The sequence below is a fragment of the Corynebacterium gottingense genome (genome assembly GCF_003693265.1).
Lineage (GTDB): Bacteria > Actinomycetota > Actinomycetes > Mycobacteriales > Mycobacteriaceae > Corynebacterium > Corynebacterium gottingense.
On sequence record NZ_RDRE01000057.1, the window covers coordinates 1 to 4,106 of the forward strand.

Annotated in this window: 3 protein-coding genes and 2 pseudogenes; 2 read left to right on the plus strand and 3 right to left on the minus strand. The window is 65.4% G+C overall.

What is annotated here, in order from left to right; all coding sequences use genetic code 11:
• Positions 1-104 (minus strand): annotated as a pseudogene (locus tag EAW56_RS11210) (histidinol-phosphatase); the annotation flags it as partial.
• The gene (locus EAW56_RS11215) at positions 67-903 is read right to left on the minus strand and encodes an inositol monophosphatase family protein (RefSeq protein ID WP_244213420.1); all 837 of its coding nucleotides are present in this window, start codon (positions 901-903) and stop codon (positions 67-69) included. The gene EAW56_RS11215 and the pseudogene EAW56_RS11210, both read right to left, overlap by 38 nt.
• Positions 904-983: 80 nt before the next feature.
• On the opposite strand from EAW56_RS11215, the gene prfB reads away from it, so the two are divergent.
• Positions 984-2,087 (plus strand): peptide chain release factor 2, encoded by a 1,104-nt coding sequence (gene prfB, locus EAW56_RS11220; RefSeq protein ID WP_095278941.1) that lies wholly within the window; start codon positions 984-986, stop codon positions 2,085-2,087.
• A 3-nt stretch (positions 2,088-2,090) separates the two neighbouring features.
• Here the strand turns inward: prfB and EAW56_RS11225 are convergent, their stop codons facing one another.
• A complete protein-coding gene (locus tag EAW56_RS11225) occupies positions 2,091-3,407 on the minus strand; it encodes an MFS transporter (RefSeq protein ID WP_122086612.1) in 1,317 nt (438 codons plus the stop codon).
• Between the two features lie 412 nt (positions 3,408-3,819).
• On the opposite strand from EAW56_RS11225, the pseudogene EAW56_RS11230 reads away from it, so the two are divergent.
• A pseudogene (locus EAW56_RS11230) lies at positions 3,820-4,106 on the plus strand (pyruvate carboxylase); the annotation flags it as partial.

The following is a 4,106-nucleotide window of genomic DNA, read 5'->3' on the forward strand; positions in this document are numbered from 1 at the left end:
GACTCCACCCGCAGGTCAGAGGCCTCGAAGCGCGCGAGCGTGAGCGCGTCGGCCGCGTCGGCCAGTTCAAGTGCGAGGGCGAGGTCGTCGGCGAAAATACTCATGCCCGACAAGTCTAGTAGTGATGTCCTGCACAATCTGGGCGTTTCCCGCCACGCACCATGTCACTCCGCCGGCATCCACCTTGCGGGCCACGCCGCCCGCCGCCTCCACCAGCGCCTTGCCTGGCAGCCAATCCCAATCTGCCACGGTGTGCTGCAGCCACCCGCCGATCTGCCCCGCAGCCACGGTGGCCAGGTCAATCGAGCCGGCGCCCCACATCCGGATCGTCGCCGCGTCGCGCACCGCGCGCAGCCACACGTCGCGCACGGCGTCCTCGCGCATGTACGTGGGGTGCAGGTACGTGGCCAGGGCTTTCTCGCTTATCGACGCCCCCGTCAACCCCTCCGCACGCTCCCCGTTCACCGTCAGCACGCCCTGGGTGGCCAGCCACGTCGTGTCCGTGGCGGGGCGGTGCACGGCGCCGAGGCGCACACGTTCCGTGTCCGCTGCATCCGTGAGCGCGATGGCAGAGCAGAAGTAGTCCGAGCCCTGCGAGAAGTTGTAGGTGCCGTCGACCGGGTCGATGACCCAGGTGCGTCCGGTTGCGGAGTCGCGGGCCGCGCCTTCTTCTCCAACCACGCCGTCGTCGGCACGGAGCGCAGCGAGCGCCTCCGCCACGAACGCCTCCGCGGCGCGGTCGGCCTCAGTGACCACGTCGGACACTGACGTCTTGTAGTCGGTGGTCAGGCCCTCCTCGCGCATGCGCAGCGCGAGCTGGCCTGCGTGCTTGACCAGGGCGGCGGCGAGCGCGGCGTCGTCGGATTCGCGGTGGGCCTCAATGAACTGTGCGGTGGATGTCATGCGGCCCATTATCCACGGCATCGCGGTTTGGCGCGGGGGACCGGGGCTGCCGCATTGCTCCTCGACTAGACTGCGCTCTTATGCAACCGGAGACTCAGACGCGCATCGCCGACCTCGACTCGAAGCTCACCACCATTGAAAAGGTGATGGACCTCGAGGAGATGGGCGTGCGCATCCGCGAGCTCGAGCAGCAGGCCGCCGACCCCTCACTTTGGGACGACCCCTCGCACGCGCAGCAGGTCACCTCGGAGCTCTCCAACGTGCAGGCGCGGCTGCGTAAGGTGACGTCGCTGCGCACGCGTATCGACGACCTCCCGGTCATGGTCGAACTCGCGGAAGAAGAGGGGGACCCCTCTATGGCCGCGGAGGAGCTGGAGGACGTGGAGGCGCGAGTGGAATCGCTCGAGGTGCAGACCATGCTCTCGGGCGAGTACGACGCGCGCGAGGCCGTGGTGAACATCCGCTCGGGCGCGGGCGGCGTGGACGCTGCGGACTGGGCGGAGATGCTCATGCGCATGTACGTCCGCTGGGCTGAGAAGAACGACCACAAGGTGGACGTCTACGACATTTCTTACGCGGAGGAGGCGGGCATCAAGTCGGCCACCTTCGCCGTCCACGGCGATTACATGTACGGCCAGCTCTCCGTCGAGCAGGGTGCGCACCGTCTCGTGCGCATCAGCCCCTTTGACAATCAGGGGCGCCGCCAGACCTCGTTTGCGGAGGTCGAGGTCCTGCCGGTGGTGGAGCGGACCGACCACATTGACATCCCTGACTCGGACATCAGGGTCGACGTGTACCGTTCCTCCGGTCCCGGCGGGCAGAGTGTGAACACCACCGACTCGGCGGTGCGCATCACCCACATCCCCACCGGGATCGTGGTGACCTGCCAGAACGAGAAGTCCCAGATTCAGAACAAGGCCTCGGCGCTCAACGTCTTGCAGTCCAAGCTGCTGGAAAAGAAGCGGCAGGAAGAGAAGGCGGAGCTGGATGCGCTGGGCGCGGGCGGCAACGCGTCGTGGGGCAACCAGATGCGCTCCTACGTGTTGCACCCGTACCAGATGGTGAAAGACCTGCGCACCAACTACGAGGTCGGCGACCCGCAGAAGGTGCTGGATGGGGACCTCGACGGCTTCCTCGAGGCCGGCATCCGGTGGCGCAAGGCACAAGAGCAGGGCGAGGAGTAGCTCCTACGCGTGGCGGAGGTCGATGCCCTTCGTCTCCGGCAGGATGTACATGCTGATCAGCGTCAAGATGCACATCGCGATCACGTACGTGCCGGACGCCCACGACAGGTCGTGGGCCACGAACCACTGGAAGATGTAGGGCGCGGTGCCGCCGAACACTGCCACCGAGATGGAGTAGGCGAGACCGATGCTGCGCGTGCGCTGGTCGGTGGGGAAGACCTCCGACATGACCGGGGCGAGCAGCGCGCCGCCGGCGGCAACGGCAATGATCGCGAGGGTGGACGCGACGAGGAGGGTCCACGGGCGGGCGTCGATAAGGCCCATGAGCGGCAGTTGCAGGAGGGCCAACAGGATGGCGAAGGTGTACATGACGGGCTTGCGGCCGATCTTGTCGGACAGCGCGCCCCACATCGGCAGGGCGATCAGGCCGATCGCCTGCGCCACCACGGTGACCCAGTAGGCGCCCTGCGTGGACATGCCCTGCTGCGCGATGGCGTAGGTGGAGACGTACGAGGTCCAGGTGTAGTGGGCGGCGGTCACGCCGGAGACCATGCCGATGACCAGGAGGACGTTGACCACGACGGGGCGGTGGTTGACGCGCTGCTCCACTGCCTCGTGTGCGCGACGGTCGTCGTCCTCGTTGGCCACTGCCTCGTCGAGTTCGGTGAAGTGGTCGGACTCCTTCATGTGGCGGCGCATGTACAGGGCGAAGATGGCAGCCAGGGCGCTGATCCAGAAGGGGATGCGCCAGCCCCAGGCGCCGATTTGCTCGTCGCTGAGCACGAGTGAGATGCAGCCGCCGATGACGTAAGCAATCACGGAGCCGCCGAAGATGGAGACGTAGACCAGCGACCCCCACTTGCCGCGCTTGGACGGCGGGGCGATCTCGGGGATGTAGCTGTTGGCGGCCGCGGACTCGCCGCCGTGGGCGAAGCCCTGGGCGACGCGAATGAGGAGCAGGCCGACCGACGCCCAGATACCGATGGTGTCGTAGGACGGGAGGAAGCCGATGAGCACAGATGCGACCGCCATCATGATGATGGTGATCATGAGGACCGCCTTCCGGCCCTTCTGGTCCGCGATGTGCCCGAAGACGATGCCACCGAGCGGGCGGACGAGGAAGCCGACGGCAAAAACGCCGAAGGTGGCCAGCAGGGCGGAGGTCTGGTCCGCTTTGTGGAACATCGCCGCCGCGATGAACGGGGCGAAGACGGCGTAGGAGCTCCACTCGAACCACTCGAGGACTTGGCCGATGAGGCTGGCGCCGAGCGACTTTCGGTCTGCGGGGTACTCGTGGTCCGGATGGTGCTCCGGTGCCACGAGCTGGGTCTGGGTGGTTGACACGAGGCCTCCCTAGTCTGTGGGGTGGATGGGTGTGAGCAGAAACTATAATCCAGGTCACCCATTAGGGGTGGGGAACCTGGGTCTCACTGAAAAGAATTTGTATTCCGAATCACAAGCGGTGCGTTTGTCCAGGTAAGGGGCGTGGGCGGGGTGCCGCCACTGGCGTGTGGATGTGCGCATAGCGAACCCGCGTGCATACTACGCACCACTTTCGGGGGAAGTGACTTAGGGCTTCACTACGGGAAATAGTGGGATATATGCGATATTCCGAAAAACTCGTCGCACATCACACTTTGAAGTGCTTACAATGAGCGCACCGGAAACACACGTCTTGAGCGGGCCAAAGTTCAAAGGCAGTCCCGATTCTGGTGTTTTTAAGGAGGAAAATATGGTTGCTCTCAAACCAGAGGAACTCAGCACAGAAAGTCTCGCCGAGATTCTCGCCGCGGGGGGTCGCCCTGCGAACAGCGAGCGCGAGATCAAGATCATCGACACCACGCTTCGCGACGCCCACCAGTCCATCTGGGCGACGCGCATGCGCACCGAGCACATGCTGGAGATGCTCGACGACATCACCAACGCGGGCTTCGAGCACGTGGACCTCGTCGCGCCGATCCAGTTCGACGTGCCCGTGCGCTACCTCAGGGAGGACCCCTGGGAGCGTGTTCGCCTGGT